This is a genomic window from Pseudomonas mangiferae, assembly GCF_007109405.1.
In the GTDB taxonomy this organism is placed as follows: domain Bacteria; phylum Pseudomonadota; class Gammaproteobacteria; order Pseudomonadales; family Pseudomonadaceae; genus Pseudomonas_T; species Pseudomonas_T mangiferae.
This window is the reverse complement of record NZ_VJOY01000001.1, coordinates 566,649-582,073: the sequence shown is the minus strand read 5'-3', so window position 1 is coordinate 582,073 and position 15,425 is coordinate 566,649. Positions and strand designations below refer to the sequence as shown.

General features: G+C 63.1%; 15 protein-coding genes, 3 tRNA genes and 1 pseudogene. 15 read left to right on the top strand and 4 right to left on the bottom strand.

Going from position 1 to position 15,425, the window contains the following annotated elements; translation table 11 throughout:
* Window position 1 precedes the first annotated feature (1 nt).
* Both pgsA and FM069_RS02180 read left to right on the top strand, forming a co-directional pair.
* Window positions 2-562 (top strand): CDP-diacylglycerol--glycerol-3-phosphate 3-phosphatidyltransferase, encoded by a 561-nt coding sequence (gene pgsA, locus FM069_RS02185; RefSeq protein WP_143486621.1) that lies wholly within the window; start codon window positions 2-4, stop codon window positions 560-562.
* Window positions 563-627: 65 nt separating this feature from the next.
* Window positions 628-703, top strand: a tRNA-Gly gene (locus tag FM069_RS02180).
* 379 nt (window positions 704-1,082) lie between these two features.
* Here FM069_RS02180 and FM069_RS02175 read toward each other — a convergent pair.
* A complete protein-coding gene (locus tag FM069_RS02175) occupies window positions 1,083-1,388 on the bottom strand; it encodes an antibiotic biosynthesis monooxygenase family protein (RefSeq protein ID WP_143486620.1) in 306 nt (101 codons plus the stop codon).
* A 419-nt stretch (window positions 1,389-1,807) separates the two neighbouring features.
* Here FM069_RS02175 and sigJ point away from each other — a divergent pair, with 419 nt between their 5' ends.
* The 9 genes and pseudogenes from sigJ to FM069_RS02135 all read left to right on the top strand — a co-directional run bounded on the left by sigJ (window position 1,808) and on the right by FM069_RS02135 (window position 10,000).
* Window positions 1,808-2,737, top strand: coding sequence for an RNA polymerase sigma factor SigJ (gene sigJ / locus FM069_RS02170; protein WP_143486619.1), 930 nt, complete (start codon window positions 1,808-1,810; stop codon window positions 2,735-2,737).
* Window positions 2,738-2,763: 26 nt separating this feature from the next.
* Window positions 2,764-3,951 (top strand): FAD-dependent monooxygenase, encoded by a 1,188-nt coding sequence (locus FM069_RS02165; RefSeq protein ID WP_178106643.1) that lies wholly within the window; start codon window positions 2,764-2,766, stop codon window positions 3,949-3,951.
* Between the two features lie 59 nt (window positions 3,952-4,010).
* Window positions 4,011-4,649, top strand: a pseudogene (locus FM069_RS21780) (flavin-containing monooxygenase); the annotation flags it as partial.
* Between the two features lie 975 nt (window positions 4,650-5,624).
* Window positions 5,625-6,140, top strand: a complete 516-nt coding sequence (locus FM069_RS21775) for a PhzA/PhzB family protein (protein ID WP_233281967.1) — start codon at window positions 5,625-5,627, stop codon at window positions 6,138-6,140.
* 418 nt (window positions 6,141-6,558) lie between these two features.
* Window positions 6,559-7,194 (top strand): pyridoxal 5'-phosphate synthase, encoded by a 636-nt coding sequence (locus FM069_RS02155; RefSeq protein WP_143486616.1) that lies wholly within the window; start codon window positions 6,559-6,561, stop codon window positions 7,192-7,194.
* Window positions 7,195-7,496: 302 nt separating this feature from the next.
* Complete coding sequence (locus FM069_RS02150; RefSeq protein WP_143486615.1) at window positions 7,497-8,303, top strand: ABC transporter substrate-binding protein; 807 nt, start codon at window positions 7,497-7,499, stop codon at window positions 8,301-8,303.
* Between the two features lie 74 nt (window positions 8,304-8,377).
* On the top strand, window positions 8,378-9,106 hold the full coding sequence (locus FM069_RS02145; protein ID WP_143486614.1) for an amino acid ABC transporter permease: 729 nt from the start codon (window positions 8,378-8,380) through the stop codon (window positions 9,104-9,106).
* Window positions 9,106-9,801 (top strand): amino acid ABC transporter permease, encoded by a 696-nt coding sequence (locus tag FM069_RS02140; protein WP_143486613.1) that lies wholly within the window; start codon window positions 9,106-9,108, stop codon window positions 9,799-9,801. Before FM069_RS02145 ends, FM069_RS02140 begins: the two co-directional genes overlap by 1 nt.
* Window positions 9,802-9,926: 125 nt before the next feature.
* Window positions 9,927-10,000: transfer RNA gene (locus tag FM069_RS02135), tRNA-Cys, on the top strand.
* Between the two features lie 242 nt (window positions 10,001-10,242).
* Here the strand turns inward: FM069_RS02135 and FM069_RS02130 are convergent.
* Window positions 10,243-10,734 (bottom strand): hypothetical protein, encoded by a 492-nt coding sequence (locus FM069_RS02130; RefSeq protein WP_143486612.1) that lies wholly within the window; start codon window positions 10,732-10,734, stop codon window positions 10,243-10,245.
* Between the two features lie 374 nt (window positions 10,735-11,108).
* Here FM069_RS02130 and FM069_RS21545 point away from each other — a divergent pair, with 374 nt between their 5' ends.
* Together FM069_RS21545 and FM069_RS02125 are read left to right on the top strand one after the other, a co-directional pair.
* On the top strand, window positions 11,109-11,279 hold the full coding sequence (locus FM069_RS21545) for a hypothetical protein (RefSeq protein ID WP_178106642.1): 171 nt from the start codon (window positions 11,109-11,111) through the stop codon (window positions 11,277-11,279).
* Between the two features lie 146 nt (window positions 11,280-11,425).
* Window positions 11,426-11,512 (top strand) — tRNA-Leu (locus FM069_RS02125).
* Window positions 11,513-11,604: 92 nt separating this feature from the next.
* Here FM069_RS02125 and FM069_RS02120 read toward each other — a convergent pair.
* Together FM069_RS02120 and FM069_RS02115 are read right to left on the bottom strand one after the other, a co-directional pair.
* Window positions 11,605-12,813 (bottom strand): benzoate/H(+) symporter BenE family transporter, encoded by a 1,209-nt coding sequence (locus FM069_RS02120; protein ID WP_143486611.1) that lies wholly within the window; start codon window positions 12,811-12,813, stop codon window positions 11,605-11,607.
* Window positions 12,814-12,970: 157 nt separating this feature from the next.
* Window positions 12,971-13,483 (bottom strand): MarR family winged helix-turn-helix transcriptional regulator, encoded by a 513-nt coding sequence (locus FM069_RS02115; RefSeq protein WP_143486610.1) that lies wholly within the window; start codon window positions 13,481-13,483, stop codon window positions 12,971-12,973.
* An 82-nt stretch (window positions 13,484-13,565) separates the two neighbouring features.
* Here FM069_RS02115 and FM069_RS02110 point away from each other — a divergent pair, with 82 nt between their 5' ends.
* Window positions 13,566-14,732 (top strand): aminotransferase-like domain-containing protein, encoded by a 1,167-nt coding sequence (locus FM069_RS02110; protein ID WP_143486609.1) that lies wholly within the window; start codon window positions 13,566-13,568, stop codon window positions 14,730-14,732.
* 11 nt (window positions 14,733-14,743) lie between these two features.
* A complete protein-coding gene (locus tag FM069_RS02105) occupies window positions 14,744-15,346 on the top strand; it encodes a glutathione S-transferase family protein (RefSeq protein WP_143486608.1) in 603 nt (200 codons plus the stop codon).
* The last annotated feature ends 79 nt before the right edge of the window (window positions 15,347-15,425 follow it).

The window sequence follows — 15,425 nt, the reverse complement described above, 5'->3', positions numbered from 1 at the left end:
GATGAATATTCCCAACCTGCTCACCATCCTGCGCGTCCTGCTGATCCCTGTCTTCATTCTGCTGTTCTATATGCCGTTTCCCTGGAGTTACTGGGCCGCGAGCACCATCTTCGCCCTGGCCTGCGCCACCGACTGGCTGGATGGCTACCTCGCCCGGCGCCTGGGGCAGAGCACGGCGTTCGGCGCCTTCCTCGACCCGGTGGCGGACAAGCTGATCGTCGCGGTGGCACTGGTGCTGCTGGTGGAAGAGCACGCGAACCTTTGGCTGACCCTGCCGGCGGTGATCATCATTGGCCGTGAGATCGTGGTGTCGGCCTTGCGGGAGTGGATGGCGGAGCTGGGGGCACGGGCTCACGTGGCGGTATCTTCCATCGGCAAGTGGAAGACCGCGGCGCAGATGCTGGCCCTGGTGATCCTGCTGGCGAACCCGCCGCTGATGACGTTCTGGGTACTGGTCGGCTACATCCTGTTGATCGTCTCCGCAGCATTGACCCTGTGGTCGATGCTGCATTACCTGATGGCCGCCTGGCCGCACCTCAGTACCGATTCGGAGAAGAAATAAACTTTTTTGAATCAAGGGGTTGACTGGCGTTTTCAAAACGATAGAATGGCGCCCGTCAACACGACGCGGGAATAGCTCAGTTGGTAGAGCACGACCTTGCCAAGGTCGGGGTCGCGAGTTCGAGTCTCGTTTCCCGCTCCAAATCACGATTCAGGCGCTGCCTGCAATCGGCAAGAAAGGACCTTCGGGTCCTTTTTTCGTTTCAGCGGTTTGGTGGATATCGGGCGGCGCCGGGTGATTCGGCAGCTCCGCTGCTTCTGACAAGACCGCTCTCGAACGTCCCTCCCGCATCCCTGCGGGTACCCGCTTGACCGTTCAGATCATATGTTCAGCCGCCCGAGCGCTTCACCATGCCCGAAGAGGCGTGCGCGGGGTTTGACGTTCTGCCGATAGCGCTTCAGAGATTCCCCAGAGACTGCGTCCCACTGAAGTCGTGGGAGCGATCGTATGAGCCTATACGACTGGCTCTGGACCCGGGGGAAGGGCAAGAGAGGGCGAGCGCAAGGCCCGCCCTTTGACATCAGGCCGAGTACTCTCCGACCACTTCGAAGATGCCCGGGCTCGCCTTGGCGAGTGCGGCGGTGCGCTTGGCGAATTCCGCAGCTGCCGGATCGCCCTGGGTTGCCTGGATGTCGGCGGCGCTTTTCCATTTCGCGATGTTCACGACACGGCTGCCGTCCTTGCTCGCCAGCAGCGTGACCGAAACGAAGCCCGGGCGCTTGCTGATGACCGACTCGGTGCCTTCCTGCAGAAGCTTGATCACTTCGGCCTGTTTGCTCGGGTCGACGTCGATGACATTGATGAAGGTAACTTCGGATCCAGACATTACGTACTCTCCTTGAGGGTTCTGCCAAGCCCTTATGGGCGCATGGCGACTCGCCGGGTTGATCAACCGCTGCCGAGTCCTTGCACATGACGATCGAGCGCACATAAGTGTCAGGCCGCGCTCGGCGAAAACCCCGCTCCGCCCCAGGCGACTACCTATTCTGGTAGTCCGACGCTCCCCGCCTGACATTCTTGCTATGGTCCTCGTCATCCAATTCGAGGGCGGATTCAACTGCCTGCCGCACGACGTTCCTTGGTATCGCGATTGGTATCGCGTATCCGGGAAATACATGCAGCAGCGCCCTGCAGGTACCGAATCGAGGCTGTTTCGTGCTCGCCCGGCGCTTCGGCGACGGTAGGCGGAAAGCGTGACGCCGGCTCCCAAGTTATTTCTTCGGAATCGTATTAAGGAAGAGCAGGATGCACGACGAGACGAAACGGGCGAGAAGCGGTTCCTCGGAAGACCTGGCTCGCGTCTATTCCGAACGCGCCAAGCTGGAATCCCTGGCCTACCGTCTCCTGGGCACCGTCTCGGACGCCGAGGATGCGGTGCAGGAGACCTATCTGCGCTGGTACAAGCTGTCCCGGGCCGAGCGTGAGCAGATCCTCGTCCCCATGGCCTGGCAGCGGACGACTCTCACCCGCGTCTGCTTCGACAAGTTGAAGTCGGCCCAGACCCGGCGGGAAACCTATGTGGGCGAGTGGCTACCCGAGCCCGTCACCCAGGACGAATACGAGAGTTCCCTGGGGGCGATTCCCGAAGGGGGCGACCCGGCCGATCGCCTCATGCTCGCCCACTCGGTCTCCATGGCCTTGATGGTGGTGCTGGACAAGATGACCCCCGCGGAGCGGGTCAGCTTCATCCTCCACGATGTCTTCCAGTACTCCTTCGACGAGATCAGCGAGGTGGTGGGACGCACACCCCAGGCCTGCCGGCAATTGGCGTCTTCCGGGCGCAAGCGCATCGGCCAGGAGCGCTCGCTGCATGCTTCGCCGGCCGAGCATGCCCATGTGAACGCTGCATTCAGGGCAGCCTGGACCACCGGCAACATCGCCGACCTGGCCGCCGTCCTCGATGAGCGCGCCCGTGCCGTCACCGACGGCGGAGGGCGCGTCAGCGCGTCCATCGAGCCGTTGTGCGGCCGTGAGGCAGTCATCGAATTCTTTCTCTCCGCCTTCCAGCGTCAGCGCGATCTTCGAATCGAAGAGGTGCTGGTGAATGGCGAGCCCGGGCTCGTGGGCAAGGCAGCCGACCGAACGGTCGCAGTGATTTCTACACATGTCAGGGAAGGTCGCATCAGCGACATCTGGGTGATGCGTAACCCGGAGAAGTTGAGTGTGTGGCATTAAACATGGACTGAATGAGGGCATTCGTTATGCCGGCAACACAGCAGGATTCGACCAAGACAGTAATCGTGGGAGCGGGCATCGGGGGCGTGACACTGGCGGCTGCGCTGTCCCGGCGCGGGATGGCGTGCGAGGTCTATGAGCGACGTCCGCAGCTGTCCGGGGATGGTTTCGGGCTGAACATCCAGCCCGCCGCGGTTGCGGTCCTGTATCGCCTGGGGCTCGAGAAGAAGCTCGACGAGACCGGGATTCGCACCCGTGCCCATCGCTACGTGGATCATCTGGGAGCCGTGCTGTTCGAAGAAGCGCGCGGGATCGATGCCGGCTTCGACACGCCGCAATTCTCGATCCGCCGTTCCGACCTGCTCGACCTGATCCATTCCTCCGTGGAATCCAGCGCCACTTTCCACTTCGGCACGGAACTCGCACCCGAGCAGCTCGACCGGATCGCTCCCAGGGACCCCGCTTCCGGGCAACCCACGGACGGGTTGCTGGTGGGGGCCGATGGTCTCCATTCGGTGGTGCGCCGGGCGTTGTTCCCGGAGGCCATGGACCTGAACTCTGGGGACATGGTGTTGTGGCGGGGCATCACGCCCGTGCCGCGGCTGCTGGATGGACGCACCATGATCATCGCCAACGACGGCACCGGTGTACGCCTCATCGCCTATCCGGTCTCCCATGCCCACGACCAGCGCGGCGAAAGCCTGGTCAACTGGGTCATGCTGGTGCCGTCCTCCCGCGGCGGGCCCGTCGATAATTCGAACCCCACCCAGACCACCGACTTCCTGCTGGGCATCATCAGGGACTGGCATTTCGACTGGCTCGATCTCAGCGCCCTGGTGACCCACAGCCAGGGACTCATGCGGACCGACCTGGCGGACCGGCAACCCATCGACAGCTGGAGCCGCGACCGCTGCGTACTGCTCGGCGATGCGGCGCATCCCATGTTCCCGATCGGCGCCAACGGGGCCACCCAGGCCATCGTCGATGCCGAAACCCTGGCCACCCGGGTATGCGAGGCGCCCGACCTGGATGCCGCCATCGCCGACTACGAGCGCCTGCGGATTCCGGCAGTTTCAAAAATCGTCCTGGCGAACCGCGAAATGAACGTCCGTGAGCAGGCCAGCCACGCGCTGCAGAAGAACGAGCGGATCCAGGAGCTCATCTCCACCGCGGACAGCTACAAGGCAAAAACGGCAGTCACCCGCCCGGGCTGAACCTGTCGCGTCGCTGGCAAGCACCCAAACAAGAACTACACCGTACAGGAGCGTCTTCGATGACTAAGCGGTCTTCTATTGCCCAATTCGATGCGATCGTCATTGGCGCCGGACTTTCCGGCCTCTACGCCACCCACAAGCTCGGCAACGAGCTGGGTCTCAAGGTACTGGGTCTGGAAAAGGCCCGCAGCGTCGGCGGTACCTGGTACTGGAACCGTTACCCCGGTGTCCAGGCCGATACCGACAGCTTCGTCTACCGCTACTCCTTCGACCGCGAGGCGTCGCCGGGCTGGGACATGCATGCCCGCTACCAGACCGGCGCGCAGATTCGCGACTACCTGGAGAACGTGGCCAGTCGCAACGATCTCTCCCGCCTGTACCGCTTCGAGGTGGAGGCCCGCGAGGCGACCTACGACGAGGCGGACAACCTCTGGCGGGTGAAGACCAGCCACGGGGATGTGGTGACCTGTCGCTACCTGGTGAATGGGGTCGGCGTTCTGTCGAAACCCGTGGCGCCGAAAATCGAAGGGTTGGACGACTTCAAGGGCCGTGTCGTCCATACGGCGCGTTGGCCGGAGGGCCTGAGGATCGATGGCCTGCGGGTCGGGCTCCTGGGCACCGGCTCCACCGGGACTCAGGTAGCCGTGGCCGCCAGCAAGGTAGCCTCCCACCTGACGGTGTTCCAGCGTTCCGCCCAGTACGTGGTGCCGGCTGGGCAACGCCGCCACACCGATACCGAGGTGGACAGCTTCCTCTCCCACTTCGATGAGAATTTCCGCGAATGGCGCAAGACCCGCCTGGCCTGTGGTTTCGAGGAACCGGCCACCAGCGCAGCCGAGGCCAGCCCGGAGGAGCGCAAGGCCGTCTTCGAGCACGCCTGGAACGAGGGCGGTGGTTTCGGCTTCATGTTCGGGACCTTCGGCGACCTGGTGATCAACCCGGATTCCAACCGCGCGGCGTGCGAGTTCATCGTCGGGAAGATCAAGCAGATCGTCCGTGACCCGGAGACGGCGCGCCGGCTCACGCCTTCGGAGCCCTATGCCAAGCGACCGGTGTCGGTGGATGGCTACTACGAGGCCTTCAACCAGCCCAACGTCAAGCTGGTGAGCATCCAGGAAACGCCAATCGTACGGGTTACCGAGAACGGCATCCTCACGGCTGATGGGGTCGAGCACGAGATCGACATCCTGATCCTCGCCACCGGCTTCGAGGCGGTCGAAGGCGCCTACCGCGACTTCAATGTGATCGGTCGGAACGGCCGCACCCTTCTGGATACCTGGGGCGAGCACCCCGCGGCCTACCTGGGCCTGTCCACGCCGGGGTTCCCCAACCTCTTCACGGTCCTGGGGCCGCAGGGCATCTTCTCCAACCTGGCGGCCGGTATCGAGGCGGAAGTCAACTTCATCGGCGATGCGATCCGCTGGGCCGAGGACAGGCCGGGCGCGGCCATCGAGGCGACGCCCGAAGCGCTGTCGACCTGGTCGGAGCAGTGCAGCCAGATGGCCAACTACACGGTCTTCGCCCAGGTGAAGTCCTGGATCTTCGGCACCAACGTCCACAGCAACCAGCCGCGCGTGCTGTTCTATTTCGGCGGGCTGAAGGAATACCTGTCGATCCTCGATCACGAACGGACCCATGGTTTCCCCGGCTTCACCCAAGCAGGGAGCCCGTCGCTGACGCTCGTGCAGTCCAAGGCGGATGCGACTGATGACGAGGCGCTGCGCCAGCGCAACTACGCCACGGTGGAGCGCTACATGCACAGCCTCGGGCAGGACCGACTGACCCGGCACCACCTGTTCCAGCCCGACGGCATCTGTGGGTTGTGGACGACCGAAACCGGCAAGCCGATCAAGATCCACGGGCACCAGAGCATGGCGGAACACGCTGCGTGGTCGTTGAAGTGCCTGCCCGACTGGAAGTGGTACAACATCCGCATCCATCCCGGCCAGGACCCGAACATCTTCTGGGTGGAGTGTGAGGGACGGGGCGAGATCCATTTCCCCGGCTACCCGGTCGGCGACTATCACAATCACTTCATCTTCTCTTTCGAGATGAAGGACGGCCTGATCGCCCGCGCCCGGGAGTTCATGAACCCGACGGAACAGATGCGAGCATTGCGCATCCCTGTTCCGGTCATCCGTCGTGAGGGCATTCCCAAGCGGCATGACACGCCGGCGTTGGCCGAGTAATCGTCGATTACTTGTGCCTGGACCATGTCGCTCGAAAACCGGGTGGCATGGCTCGTTGGTTCCGGAATCAGTCGGCGGCCAGGCGTCCGGGTGATGTGAACTTGAAATGTGGCTGTCAGGCGAGCGAGCCACTTCGCGGCGTCCCTCGTTTGGTCTTAGGTGGACGGGCAGCATTCAGGTGGGCCCGTGAGGTGAGGTCGGCGATCACTGTTTCGGCAGTCATGCCAAAACGGCTGGTGGCCTGATCTTCTTTTTAGGCCGGCGTCCCGTGGTTGCCGGGCAGGGTGGATGTCCGCGGAAGCCTCGCCTGGAATACGCCCAGAGCCTTTCCAAACAGCTCCGTACACAGTGTCAGACGCACGCGAGGCCGCTACAGGACCCGGCGGCCGTCACCTCGCCCGTTCAGGAAAACGATGCCATGACCATTCCCCCCTTCGAGGCGTTGAGCGGAGACTTGACGGTCGATTTCCCCGAGTACCTCGATCCTCCCGAGGACCCGATTCCTCTGCTGGCATCCAGGGTCAAGCGCGCCATGCGGGTGGGCGTCAGGGAACCGTTGGCCATGACCCTCGCGACCGCCAGCGAGACGGGGCAGCCGTCGGTACGGACCATGGTGATTTCCGAGGTATCCGACCGCGGCATCATTTTCGCGACCCACTCCACCAGCCGGAAGGGCAGGGAACTGGCGGCCAACCCTTGCGCGGCGGCGCTGCTCTACTGGCGCGAGACCAGCGAACAGATCGCCATCCGGGGGCGCATCGACCGCCTGCCGGACGAGACCGCGCGCCAGCTGTGGAGCGCCCGGCCGTTATTCACCCACGCCATGTCCACCGCCTCGCGGCAAAGCCAACCGCTCATGGATGTCGAGCGCCTGCGAAGCGTCGCCCGGGGCTTCGCCCAGATGGCGCCTCTCGACAAACCCGCCACTTACACCGGCTACGAACTCATCGCCGACGAAGTGGAATTCTGGGCCAATGGCCGCGAGCGGTTGCATGAGAGGCTGCTCTATCGCTGGTCGGGAGCTTCCTGGGCCATCTCGCGCCTGCAGCCATGACGTGCTGCAAGCTATCCGTTGCCTCGCACCTGTTTGCCTGGAGGTAACGTGATACACAAAGAATTTACGATGATGCTTTATGCTATGAGGCGATTTGTAATATTTTTTTAGATCGTTAAAGCATGAGCTAGCTGAATTCGTTCCTTCTAAAACGTCGCTCCGATTTGCCAGAATTTCACCTCAAGGAAGCCATCCTTCCTCTCTACGGCGAGGGTTTCACCGAACCTGCAGCCATTCCTCCAAGCGAGACGTGACGTCGCGTGAACCGCACCGACGGCGCCTCCTTCATGAATTGGAAGACCATGAAAAAGCTGACTGCTCTTACCGCTCTTGCACTCGCTGTCGTGTCGGGTCTGGCTCATGCCGACCGCCTGGAAGATATCAAGAAGGCGGGCGTTCTGCGGGTGGCCGCATTCGATAGCAACCCGCCGTTCGGTTTCGTCGATCCCCAGAGCAAGCAGATCGAAGGTCTGGATGTGGACTATGCCAAGGCACTGGCCGACAAGCTCGGCGTGAAGCTGCAGCTGCAGCCCACCAACCCGGCCAACCGTGTGCCGCTGCTGGTGGCCAACAAGGTCGACCTGGTGCTGGCCAACTTCACCATCACGCCGGAGCGCGCCGAGCAGGTGAACTTCAGCATCCCGTACTTCGCCTCGGGTCAGCAGTTCATCGTCAAGAAAGGCACCTTGAAGTCCCAGGAGGACCTCAATGGCTGGCGCGTGGGTGTCGACAAGGGGACCGTCAACGAAGGCGTGCTGCGCAAGAAATTCCCGGGTGCGAAAGTGGTGGCCTACGACGATACGCCTTTTGCGTTCACTGCCCTGCGCAACGGCAATGTCCAGGCGATTACCCAGGACGGGCCGAAGCTGATCGGTCTGTTGGCCAACGTGCCGGACCGCGACAAGTACGAGGTTCCGCCTTTCACCATCTCCAACGACCTGATCGGGGTCGGGATTCCCAAGGGCGAAACGGCGCTCACCGAGTTCGTCGACAAGACTCTGCTGGAGCTGGAGGCCAACGGCCAGGCGCAGAAAATCTACGACAGCTGGTTCGGCCCCCAGACCAAGACGCCGCTGGAGCGCCTGTACAAGATCGGCGACAAGAGCTGACAGACTGCCTGTCGCGGGGCCCGCTTCGATGACTCGATGCGGGCCTTTTTGGTTTTCTCTGGGAAATTTCGCGCATGTTCGGCGAACTGCTCGCACCGCAATATCTGACCTGGCTTCTCGATGGTTTCCTGCTCACCCTGGTCCTCTCAGCGCTGGCGTGCCTGTTTTCCACGGCCCTGGGGTTTCCACTGTGTCTCGCGCGGTTGTCACCGCGGCGCCTCTGGTCCTGGCCTGCCCGGGCCTACTTGATGGTGTTCCGCACCACACCCCTGTTGATCCAGTTGTTCTTCTGGTACTTCGGCGTAACCTCGCTGTTGCCGGAGGACTTGGTGGCCTGGCTGAACATGCCCCATGAGGTGGCGCTCGGCCCGGCCCATCTGGAGTGGCCCAGTTTCGAGTTCATCGCGGGGCTATGGGGGCTCACCCTTTACACCAGTGCCTTCATCGCCGAGGAGTTTCGCGCCGGTGTCGCGTCCGTCCGCGACGAGCAGCGGGCCGCCGGCCTTGCACTCGGCCTGAAGCCGGCGCAGGTCTGGCGCTACGTGATCCTGCCCCAGGCCTTGCGCACCGCCTTGCCGCCCTTGCTGGGCCAGTATATGAACGCGCTGAAGAACTCGTCCCTGGCCATGGCCATCGGGCTGGCCGAGCTGTCCTATGCCTCCCGCCAAGTGGAGACCGAGACCTTCAAGACTTTCCAGGCATTCGGCATCGCCACTCTTCTATATATCGCCACCATCGCGGTCATCGAAGTGATCGGGCAGATGCTCCAGCAGCGCAAGCGCTTTCGCCGGGGGGTGATCTGATGGACTTCACCGTGATCCGGGACAACCTCGGCTATTTCCTCCTGGGCGCCTACCCAGACGGACCGCTGGGTGGGGCGGCGCTCACCTTGGCACTCAGTGTGCTCTCGGGGCTCGCCTCGGCGATCATCGGCCTCGGGCTGGGAGTTGCTCTTACCCTGATCCGCGGCCGGCGCCGCTTGCCGCTCCTCGCGGTCTTGGGGTTCTTCCGGGCGATTCCGGTGCTGATGCTGATCTTCTGGGCGTATTTCCTGTTGCCCATCTTATTTAAGGTGGACGTCCCGGCGCTCGCCACGGTGGTCTGCGCACTGTCGCTGATTGGCGGTGCCTACCTCGCCCATTCGGTCCATGCGGGAATCCGCAGCCTGCCGGAAGGGCAGTGGGCCGCCGCGCGGGCCCTGGGCATGCGCCCGGGGCAGGTACTGCGCCTGGTCATCCTGCCCCAGGCCCTGCCCATCATGTTGCCGTCGTTTCTCAACCAATGGGTGGCGCTGATCAAGGACACTTCGTTGGCCTACGTCATCGGGGTGGGCGAGCTGTCTTTCGTCGCCACCCAGGTCAGTAACCGGGTGATGGTGCACCCTACGGAAATCTTCCTGTTCGTGGCCGTGGTGTACTTCGTGTTCTGCGCCAGTCTCGACCTGGCGGCGGGGCTGTTGGCGCGCCGACGCTCCAGGCGCCGCCAGGTCTCGGCCTGAGCGGCTTCATCGTCCCAGGCTCACGCATCAGGAGTGCGCCGTCCATTTCGACTCAGCGGGGGGTTGCCAACTCGTTGAAACTAGTACACAATTCCGCCCCGTCAGACGGCACGCCGCTGACATGAGGCCGGTTGGCAGAGTGGTTATGCAGCGGATTGCAAATCCGTGTACGCCGGTTCGATTCCGACATCGGCCTCCATATTCAAAAGCCCCGTCGATGAAAATCGACGGGGCTTTTTCTTTTGCATTGAACACAACGCGCGCCTTGGCCTGGGCTGCCAACAACTGGGGCGGTTTGTTGCTCATCTGCAATGTTTGACCAGCGGCGGAAGTAGAGTACGAACTGCTTCCAGCTTCTATCCTTTAGCAACTTCCTAACACAACTTAGAGTAAGGAAAGGCTTTTGGACGCGTTTCGCTTAGTAGCCGTCTTTGATGTCTTTCAGAACAGCCATTTGGGCCCGAAGTGCGCTTTTTTACTCAGGAAACCGATGTCGATCCAGACAGAGGCTTCGAAACTCACATTGAAGCCGCCGCTGAGTTGAAGTTTGACATCGTATTCCGCTCCCAGTGTGGAATTTCCCACGGTTTCATGGCGGCTGAGCGTTCCGTTATCGAAGCTCAGGAAGGAATCGCCAACTTTGTAACCCATGATCTTGCTGACGACCTCGACGATGTAGCGCCCGTTGCTGGGGTTCGTAACGGTGATATCGAATTCCACCACTTCGAAATTGATGACCTTGTGAAGCGGGAATAGTCCCTTGGCAGAAGCCTGGCCATTGACCAGCGTGCCGTTATGCTCAACCAGTTGCGAGCCCAGCTTCTGCAGGAATTCCTCTTTTGGCAGTTCCGAGGCTTTGAACAGCGCCTGGATCTCGGCAGAGTCGAAGTTGGTCTCGATGAGGGTGGCGGCGAATTGTGCGGCGGTTTGCATGATGATCTCCCTATACGGTGTACTTCAGGATGAAGTTTCATCACGATAAACCGTGAGCATCGGCTCGAAGCTGATACAAATGGGAGTTCCAGAGTGCTCGTGCTGATTACTGTTAAAAGTGACAGCCGTAGACAGTTTTGCCGATGACAACCCACTCATGGGTGCTTTGATGAGCGTCGATCAGTCTATCGGCGCTATTCCAATCGTTTGTTTGTAGCCAATGGCAACATCCATAAACGAGCGCATCCCGAGGGCACGCAAGAGGGAAACGGAACCCCTACCGCCGCGGTCTGAGAACAGGTATCCCTTTCAGAGGCTTCCTCATGACCGACCAACCCACGTTCGCTATTTCGTATCTGCTGCATGGCGAGCCGATGACGCATTTTTCCTATGCGGATCAATTGTCCCTGGAGGACGCCGCGGCCGAGCTGTTCGAACACCATGGCTTCGTGGTACCGGAACACCCCCTGGGGGGCCGTAGCGCCATCATGGAACAGCTGCCCATCACCGGCATTTCGGATATCTCCCTGCAGGAAATCGTCTGAAGCATGAACGGCGCTCTTCAGGGCGCCGTTCGGTTTTCCTTTTCGATCAACGGGATGCGTGCCTTGCGCGGGTGGGGCGAGCTGTATATAGTCCTTGCCCTTCTTTCGAGTCCCGCCTTTCGGCTTTCCGGACTCGACGCGCTACCGCCCGGATGGCGAAATCGGTAGACGCAAGGGACTTAAAATCCCTCGCTCGAAAGGGCGTGCCGGTTCGACCCCGGCTCCGGGCACCATCGAAATCGGCCATTCGGCGTCGATCTCGCGTTCCACCTCTCCTTCTCCTTTAACACCTGTTCCTTGAGCGGTAGCCCCATTTGCAGGGCGTTCAGCGCACTGCGGAAATCTGGCCACGGCCGCCGTTCAGCACCAGCAAGACCAGCATCCCTGCGATCAATCCCCAGAAGGCCGAACCAATCCCCAACAGGGTCATGCCGGATGCGGTGACCATGAAGGTCACCAGGGCCGCTTCTCGCTGCTCGGGTGCTTGCATGGCGGCGGTCAGGCCATTGCTGATGGAACCGAACAGCGCCAGGGCGGCGATGGACAGGACCAGGGCCGAGGGGAGGGCGCCGAAGAGGGCGGCGAGGGTGGCGCCGAAGATGCCCGCCACGCCGTAGAAGAGGCCGCACCACACGGCCGCGGTGTAGCGCTTGCTCGGGTCTTCATGGGCATGGGGGCCGGTGCAGATGGCGGCGCTGATGGCCGCCAGGTTGATGCCATGTGAGCCGAACGGCGCCAGCAGCACCGAGGCGAGGCCGGTGACCGAGATGAGTGGGGAGGCGGGCGTCTGGTAGCCGTCGCTGCGCAGGACGACGATGCCCGGGATGTTCTGCGACGCCATGGCGACGATGAACAGCGGGATGCCGATGCTGATGATCGCCGTCAGGGAGAAGTGCGGTGTGGTCCACATCGGACGCGCGAGGCTGATGCTGAACCGCTCGAAATTCACCAGCCCGGATACCAGGGCAACGACACTGCCCACCACCAGCGCTGCCAGTACGGCGTAGTGAGGCTGCACGCGCTTGACCACCAGATAACTGCAGAACATCGACAGCACCAGGGCGGTGTCCGTCTGGGCGGCGAGGAAGATGCCGCTGCCGATCTTGAACAGGATGCCCGCCAGCAGCGCCGCCGCGAGGGATGCCGGCAAGCGGCGCATGATGCGTTCGAAGCCGCCGGTGAGGCCCACCAGCGTCAGCAGGATGGCGCAGACCACGAAGGCGCCGATGGCATCTTCGTAGGCCACGCCGGGCAGGCTGGTGACCAGCAACGCCGCGCCGGGCGTGGACCATGCCACTACGATGGGCGCACGAAAGCGCAAGGACAGGCCGATGGTGGTGATCGCCATGCCGATGGACAGCGCCCAGATCCAGGACGCGATCTGGGCGTCGCTCAGGCCGGCTGCCTGGCCAGCCTGGAATATCAGCACCAGGGAGCTGGTATAGGCGGTGATCGTGGCGATGAGGCCGGCGACGATCGCCGAAGGCGAGGTGTCGGACAGGAAGCGTGGGCGGGTTGCGGGATTATCGGTCATGGATTCCTCGGGCTGGGCACTGCAGGCGCGACGCGGCGTCGCCTGGCCATCGGCCGATGCCGTCCCCGACATCGAACCCGGAAAGCCTAAGCGGCCCGGCGGCCGGCCGCCCCATACAGCCGTCGGGCGAGATCCCGGTACAGTCCCGCAGACCTGCTCAGGCGGCCGAGGACGGTCTCACCCTGGCCGGCGCGGCAGGCGGGGCAGATGGCGATATACATGCCTGGCCATCGCGCTCGTGGGCGGCGCCCAAGGCGCAATTCACGTCCAGCCAGCCGGCCATGGCCTGTTCCCCCGTGAGTGCGAGCGCCCGTTCCAGCAGGCGGGTCTGCTCCCGGCGCAGGGTACGCTCCAGCCGGGCGCCCTCCGCGGTGAAGCCCAGCAGGCGGCGGCGCTTGTCGTCGTCGGCCGCCACGCTCACCACCAGCTTCATCTCGATAAGTTGCCGCAGCGGCACGCTCAGAGCCTGCTTGCTCACGTCCAGATAGCCGAGCAGTTGCTTCACGCTCAGGCCCGGGTAGCGCGCGATGAAGAACAGGATGCGGTGGTGAACGCGAGACAGCCCGCGGCGGGCGAGGATCGCGTCGGGGCGAGCGGTGAATGCCTGGTAACCGAAGAAAAAGGCTTCCATGGCCTGCTGTTGGGCGGCGGCTTTTTTCAGGTCGGGCATATTGACGGTCTCGGCCGGGGCGTCGTAGTTTCGGTCAAGCAGTTTGCCCCATTTCCCCCCGCTTGCCACTGGTGACCCCCGCATGGCCTTCTCCGAACGCATCTCCCGCCTGAAAAGCTCCTTGATCCGTGAAATCCTCGCCGCGGCGCAGCGCCCGGAGGTGATGTCGTTCGCCGGTGGCCTGCCCGCCGAGCCGATGCTGCCCAAGGTGGAGTGGTCGGCCATGCCGACCAGCGTAGGCCAGTACGGCATGAGCGAAGGGGAGCCGGCGCTGCGCGAAGCCATCGCCGCCGAGGCCAAGGCCCTGGGCGTGCCCTGCGACGCTAGCCAGGTGCTGATCGTCAGCGGCTCCCAGCAGACCCTGGACCTGGCGGCCAAGCTGTTTATCGACCCGGGTACTGAGGTTCTGCTGGAGGCGCCGACCTACCTGGCCGCGCTGCAGGCGTTCCAGCTGTTCGGCGCCAACTGCATCGCGGTGCCCCAGGAAGCCGACGGCCCGGAGATCGCCGCGTTGCGCCAGCGCCTGGAGCAGCACAAGCCAGCCTTTGCCTATTTCATCCCCACCTTCCAGAACCCGTCCGCCGTGCGCTACAGCGAAGCCAAGCGCGACGCGGTGGCGGCGCTGCTGGACGAGTTCGGCGTGACCCTGATCGAGGACGAGCCGTACCGTGAACTGGTGTTCGATGCCGGCAGCGCGACCCCTATCGTCACCCGCCTGAAGAAGGCCAGCTGGATCTACACCGGCACCGTGTCGAAGACCCTGCTGCCGGGGCTGCGGGTCGGCTACCTGATCGCCAGCCCGGACCTGTTCCCCTACCTGCTGCGCCTGAAGCAGTCGGCGGACCTGCACACCAACCGCATCGGCCAGTGGCAGGCCCTGCAATGGCTGGGCAGCGAGCGCTATCGCAGCCACCTCGCCGAACTGCGGGACTTCTACCGCCAGCGCCGCGATGCGATGCAGGCCGCATTGCAGGAGCATTTCGCCGATCTCGCCACCTGGGAAGTGCCCCAGGGCGGCCTGTTCTTCTGGCTCACCCTGAAACGCCCGCTGGATACCCGTACGCTGCTGGCGCCGGCCCTGGAGCAGAACGTCGCGTTCATGCCCGGCGAACCGTTCTTCATCGACCCCGACCTGAACCCGGGCCACCTGCGGCTCAATTTCAGCCATGTCGCGCCGGAACGCTTGAGCGAAGGCCTCAGCCGCCTCGCCAGCGTGGTGCGTGTCGCACTGGCCGCCCAAGCGGCCTGAGGAGACGCCCGATGGTCAAGGTGTACGGGGACTACCGCTCCGGCAACTGCTACAAGGTCAAGCTGATCCTGAATCTGCTGGACAAGTCGTTCGAATGGGTGCCGGTGGATATCGTCAAGCAGGAACACAAGAGCCCCGCGTTCCTGGAGAAGAACCCCAACGGCAAGGTGCCGGTCCTGGAACTGGAGGATGGATCGACTCTCTGGGAGTCCAACGCCATCCTCAATTACCTGGCCGAAGGTAGCGACCTGCTGCCCCAGGAGCCGCGCCTGCGCACCCAGGTCCTGCAGTGGCAGTTCTTCGAGCAGTTCAGCCACGAGCCGTACCTGGCAGAGGCGCGCCGCATCAAGCTGTTCGAGGGGATGCCGGAGGCGCGTCGCGCGGAGTATGACTCGGCCCTGAAGGAAGGCGCGCGGGCCCTTAAGGTCATGGAACAGCAGTTGCAGCGCACGCCCTACCTGGTGGGCGAGCATTACTCCATCGCCGATATCGCGCTGTACGCCTATACCCACGTCGCGCCGGAAACCGGCTTCGACCTGCAAGGTTTCCCGGCGGTGCGTGCCTGGCTGGAGCGGGTGGCGCAGCATCCCCGTCACATCGCCATGCTGGGCTGATCCACCGCCGTGCGCCGGCTGTCCGGCGTACGGCAAAAAATGCCGCAGCCGCTACGCTGTCCTCCGTGGGGCATTCTGC

Bases quoted from the DNA above. Each gene is read 5' to 3' on its own strand.
- pgsA (WP_143486621.1), top strand. From the start codon at position 2: ATGAATATTCCCAACCTGCTCACCATCCTGCGCGTCCTGCTGATCCCT.
- FM069_RS02175 (WP_143486620.1), bottom strand. From the start codon at position 1,388: ATGTCTGGATCCGAAGTTACCTTCATCAATGTCATCGACGTCGACCCG.
- sigJ (WP_143486619.1), top strand. From the start codon at position 1,808: ATGCACGACGAGACGAAACGGGCGAGAAGCGGTTCCTCGGAAGACCTG.
- FM069_RS02165 (WP_178106643.1), top strand. From the start codon at position 2,764: ATGCCGGCAACACAGCAGGATTCGACCAAGACAGTAATCGTGGGAGCG.
- FM069_RS02155 (WP_143486616.1), top strand. From the start codon at position 6,559: ATGACCATTCCCCCCTTCGAGGCGTTGAGCGGAGACTTGACGGTCGAT.
- FM069_RS02150 (WP_143486615.1), top strand. From the start codon at position 7,497: ATGAAAAAGCTGACTGCTCTTACCGCTCTTGCACTCGCTGTCGTGTCG.
- FM069_RS02145 (WP_143486614.1), top strand. From the start codon at position 8,378: ATGTTCGGCGAACTGCTCGCACCGCAATATCTGACCTGGCTTCTCGAT.
- FM069_RS02140 (WP_143486613.1), top strand. From the start codon at position 9,106: ATGGACTTCACCGTGATCCGGGACAACCTCGGCTATTTCCTCCTGGGC.
- FM069_RS02130 (WP_143486612.1), bottom strand. From the start codon at position 10,734: ATGCAAACCGCCGCACAATTCGCCGCCACCCTCATCGAGACCAACTTC.
- FM069_RS21545 (WP_178106642.1), top strand. From the start codon at position 11,109: ATGACGCATTTTTCCTATGCGGATCAATTGTCCCTGGAGGACGCCGCG.
- FM069_RS02120 (WP_143486611.1), bottom strand. From the start codon at position 12,813: ATGACCGATAATCCCGCAACCCGCCCACGCTTCCTGTCCGACACCTCG.
- FM069_RS02115 (WP_143486610.1), bottom strand. From the start codon at position 13,483: ATGCCCGACCTGAAAAAAGCCGCCGCCCAACAGCAGGCCATGGAAGCC.
- FM069_RS02110 (WP_143486609.1), top strand. From the start codon at position 13,566: ATGGCCTTCTCCGAACGCATCTCCCGCCTGAAAAGCTCCTTGATCCGT.
- FM069_RS02105 (WP_143486608.1), top strand. From the start codon at position 14,744: ATGGTCAAGGTGTACGGGGACTACCGCTCCGGCAACTGCTACAAGGTC.